Source organism: Acidovorax sp. KPB24-03, assembly GCF_057546605.1.
The window spans coordinates 1-4,438 of record NZ_BAAJYR010000290.1 but is presented as its reverse complement, the minus strand read 5'-3'; the positions used below and the strand labels follow the sequence as shown (position 1 = coordinate 4,438).

Below are 4,438 nucleotides of genomic sequence, written 5' to 3'. Positions count from 1 at the left end.
CGGCCACCAAGACCGACACGCCGCTCATCGAAACCCCGCAAGCCATCAGCGTGGTCACGCGCGACCAGATGGAGGCGCAAGGCGCGCTGACCCTGCGCCAGACCACGGCCTACACCGCCGGCATGGTCTCCAACTACTTCGACAGCCGGGTGGACAGCTTCACGGCACGCGGCGGCAGCGTGACGCAGTACCAGGACGGCCTGCTGCGCACCTACGGCACCTACAACAACACCAAGGCCGAGCCCTACCTGCTGGAGCGCGTCGAATTCCTGCGCGGCCCCTCGTCCGTGCTGTACGGCCAGGGCAGCGTGGGCGGCGTGCTCAACCTCACCAGCAAGCGCCCGCAGGCCGAGCCGCTGCGCGAAGTGCAGGTGCAGCTGGGCAACTACGCGCGCAAGCAGATCGCCGCCGACATGACCGGCCCGCTCACCCAGGACGGCGAGTGGCTCTACCGGCTGGTGGCCGTGGGCCGCGACAGCGACTCGCAGGTCGACCACGTGAGCGACGACCGCCTCATCCTCGCCCCGTCGCTCACCTGGAAGCCCAACGCCGCCACGTCGCTCACGCTGCAGTTCACGCACCAGAAAGACCAAAGCGGCTCGCTGATCGGTTTCTTTCCCTGGCAAGGCACACGGCTGTCCAGCCCCTACGGCCAGATCCCGACCTCGACCTTCATCAGCGAACCGGGCTGGGACGCCTTCGACACCGAGAACAACTCCTGGGGCTATCTGTTCAGCCACCGCCTGAACGACCAATGGACGGTGCGCCAGAACCTGCGCCGCACAGTGAGCGAGGTGGACTACCGCAGCATCTACACCAGCTTCAGCGCCAACCGCGCCACCGGCCGGCCGGCGCGCCCGGTGTTCAATGCGGACAACCGCACCTTGCTGCGCGACGCCTCCTGGCAGATCAACTCCAGCCGCCTGCTGCTGGCGGACACGCAGATCGAAGGCAAGGTGCAGGCCGGCGCCACCGAGCACACGCTGCTCTTCGGCATGGACGCGCAGCGCAACGAGACCAGCCAGTCCTCGTGGTTCCAGACCATCTCGGGCATCGACGCGTATGCGCCGGTGTACGGCAACTTCACGGCGCCCTCGGCCTCCGCGCTGGTGCGCCAGCCCAACGTCACGCAGCGCCAGCTGGGCTTTTACGCCCAGGACCAGATCCGCTGGGGCCGCTGGACGGCCACGCTCGGCCTGCGCCACGACAGCGCCAAGACCGAGACGGTCGGCCGCCCCGCCGCCGCCGTGGACGACACCGCCTGGACCAAGCGCGTCGGCGCCACCTACCAGGCCGATGGCGGCTGGGCACCGTACGTGGGCTACTCCGAATCGTTCCAGCCGCTGGGCGGCGTGGACTTCTTCGGCACCCCGTTCAAGCCCCAGCGCGGCGAGCAGTGGGAAGCCGGCGTGAAGTGGCAGCCGCAGGACCGGGGCATCAGCGCCTATGCCGCCGTGTACCAGCTGCGCGAGAAGAACCGCAAGACCAACGCCCCCTCCAACCCGCTCAACAGCCTGCAGCTCGGCGAGGTGAAAACCAAGGGCTTCGAGGCCGAGATGACCGCCAGCATGGCCCGCAACTGGGACTGGACGGTGGGCTACGCCTACACCGACGCCGTCATCTCGCGCAGCAACGCCGGCGACCAGGGCCTGCCCGTGGCCAGCGTGCCCAAGCACACGGCATCGAGCTGGCTCATGCACCGCTTCGCGGCCGAAGGACGCGGCGGCTGGACGGTGGGCGCGGGCGTGCGCTACACCGGCTCGCAGTGGACCGGCACCACGGCCATCACCACGCCGTCGGCACTCATCGCCGATGCCATGGCGGCCTACGACGCCGGCAGCTGGCGCCTGGCCTTCAACGTGGTCAATCTCGCCGACAAGGTGCAGATCACGCAGTGCCTGGCGCGCGGCGATTGCTTCTACGGCCAGCGCCGCACCTACACGATGACGGGCACCTACCGGTTCTGAACCTAAGAGTTATCCCGGCAGGCAGAGCCAGCACTGCTCGCCTGCCGGAGCCCAGCCGATAGTAGCCACCGATTTATCATCAAGAACGGCTGTCATAAAAATGCGGCAGAAATTTTGGCCTCAGTCATCTATTGAATATTTAATCAACACCAATGGGCATATTCCCAGGAATTGAATACCTTGCAATCCCTGCCAATCGAGCCGACAATGACCGTCCCGTTCCCGTCGCCTGAACCTGGCTCGACGCCGCCATAAAAAAGGCTCTCCAGGGTAAAAATTTCCTTTTCCACTTGCGATGATACCGCCTTCACGCTTATATCCAGTTCTAGGATCTGGATAAGGAAGGCCATAAGCGAATATTTTGGCATCTGCCGCTTCATTAATCAGCTGCTGGCAAACAGATCCATTACATAACGCAAAACTGTCTCCTTTCATCCAAGCTTTGACCTCATAATTTACAACGGTGCGCACGAAAAATACGATATCCTCCTGCGACGGTGGCATCGAAGAACAGTTGTTGCAAAGAAAACGGCCATAGTCAGCCGCCAACACAATAAGCGCCACAGAAGCAATACCGACGGCAATTATTTTCTTTTTAATTTTCTTCATGGTTTAATTTTTCCGCAAAGATTCGATGATTTTTTGTGATTCGACACGCCCCAGATCCCGTTGCTCTTTAGAAATTCCGGATTCAGCTCTATTGAGAAAATCGCTTTTGAGCAGAGCTTGGCGTTTCGATTCATCACGACCGACCAAATAATGCCAGGCGTGCGCATAGGCGTACGAGCGCACGGGATCGTAAAGATCACTGAAAACCGCACCGGGACGTTCAGTTACGGGCTTGTTGTCGTACACATCCGAAAGAAGCAGCAAGGCACCTATCTGCCCTCGCTGCGCAGCCACGTTCAACCATGAAACCGCCTGTGTCTGCCACTCTTTAACTCCTGGATTTTCAAGGGTCTGGGGCCCAGTGGTTGCGCCCCATCTGCCTAAAGGTCCCGCCGTATAGAAAGCCACCATCGCGTCCAAATCACCGTCTCTGGCCCAATTGCCGAGAATCTCCGAGCGCAATTCGTAGTCAGCATCCGAAAGGCGGGCGCACATCTCGCTTTGCGTCTTCACCATAGAGTCAAGGGCAGCAGTTTGGGCAGTTACACCTGTACGGCTCTTTTCTGCCACCGCTGCTTCCCTGTTTAGCTCCGTAGAAGCACAAAAAGAGAGTCCTGCAATGACTTCCTCCTGAATTGACCGACTCTTTTTACCTTGACGATAATCCACCACACCTTGCCAAACGGGGCGTATCGGCATTTTCAAACCGTTGACAAGCACCTTGGCACTGGCAGGCTGGGAAGCATTTTTATCATCCCTACCCAATGCGCCGGAGGCACTGGCACTCAAAGGCTGGAGATTTAAGTTCGCAACAGGAGCGATTTTTGTAGATCTATTGACTGGCAGGGCTTCGCCTTCCCAGTGGGCCACTGTTACTGCACCTGCGGCAATTAATAATCCACCAACGATGAAGACCTTACGACTTTTCATTCGAAAACCTTTTTTGCATTTTCATCTCGACGATTTTTTATCCTCTCATTATCAAAATATTTGCCCATATCAATATTAACGGGTTTCAGGCTTGGATTTTTCGGACAGAAGCATCGCTTCAAGGCGGCTGATTCATCGCTCAGGAATGGGTCGTTGCTTCGTGGAATGGGTTTAAATGTGGCTGAAGGTGTGCCCAACGCTCTGACTCAAGCGCCATCTCCGACACAGAAAGTTGCGGAGTGAAATGAACACCGATGCAACTCAGACTTCTGGCAAATTTCCAAAAGCCACAGGAACTGGAAAGTTCTCTCACCACGGTGATCGGAATTTTGTAGTTTTGGGCAAGGTAATTCAGCAACGCAGTGCCGTACCCCTGCCTCCGATACGCGCTAAAAATTTCAACGTTATACACGTAGACACGATCATTCAAGGGTGATACCGCATAACAAGCCTCTCCCACAGTCGTTCCCTGCTGGTTCTTGATGACGGCTTTCACATCTGGATTGGGAGCCGTGAAAGTCATGTCGTAAGTTCTGGTCACATTCATGGTGATTTTTGGAACGTGAGCCAGCTTACGTTGCACGCGCCATCTGGACAAAATGCTGATCATCTTATTCTCCCCATAATTTATACAAATACGAAGCAAGTCTTCGAAGACCATGCCCAGGCAGAGCCAGGCACGCTAATCATTGGGTGTTTTTTCGCCAGCACCCTATAAGCGTTTTAAATAACGCCAAAGCCATTAGCGTGTCGAACTCTAACGGTTTAAGTATTTGATCGTCCCAAAGCAATTTGTTGCAAACCGTTTTGCTGGAGATATTGATCGCTCGGAGAGCAATGGCCGGCGCCAAGGAAATCACGGCACGCAGCGCGTTCTGCGAGCATTCATAGTTGAGTCGAGGGTTTCCAGGCCTGGGGACGGCGGAGCAGCC

5 protein-coding genes are annotated in these 4,438 nt (G+C 57.8%); 1 reads left to right on the top strand and 4 read right to left on the bottom strand.

What is annotated here, in order from left to right:
- The coding region (locus tag AC27KI_RS19365) for a TonB-dependent siderophore receptor (protein ID WP_487090392.1) at positions 1-1,967 on the top strand (1,967 nt) is incomplete at its 5' end.
- A 120-nt stretch (positions 1,968-2,087) separates the two neighbouring features.
- On the opposite strand, the gene AC27KI_RS19360 is transcribed toward AC27KI_RS19365, so the two are convergent.
- The 4 genes from AC27KI_RS19360 to AC27KI_RS19345 all read right to left on the bottom strand — a co-directional run.
- Positions 2,088-2,576 (bottom strand): hypothetical protein, encoded by a 489-nt coding sequence (locus AC27KI_RS19360; RefSeq protein WP_487115328.1) that lies wholly within the window; start codon positions 2,574-2,576, stop codon positions 2,088-2,090.
- Positions 2,577-2,579: 3 nt separating this feature from the next.
- Complete coding sequence (locus AC27KI_RS19355; protein ID WP_487090394.1) at positions 2,580-3,506, bottom strand: hypothetical protein; 927 nt, start codon at positions 3,504-3,506, stop codon at positions 2,580-2,582.
- Between the two features lie 139 nt (positions 3,507-3,645).
- Entirely contained in the window at positions 3,646-4,167 is a 522-nt protein-coding gene (locus AC27KI_RS19350) for a GNAT family N-acetyltransferase (protein ID WP_487090395.1), read from the bottom strand.
- 25 nt (positions 4,168-4,192) lie between these two features.
- A partial coding sequence (locus AC27KI_RS19345) for a hypothetical protein (protein ID WP_487115326.1) occupies positions 4,193-4,438 on the bottom strand: 246 nt, incomplete at its 5' end.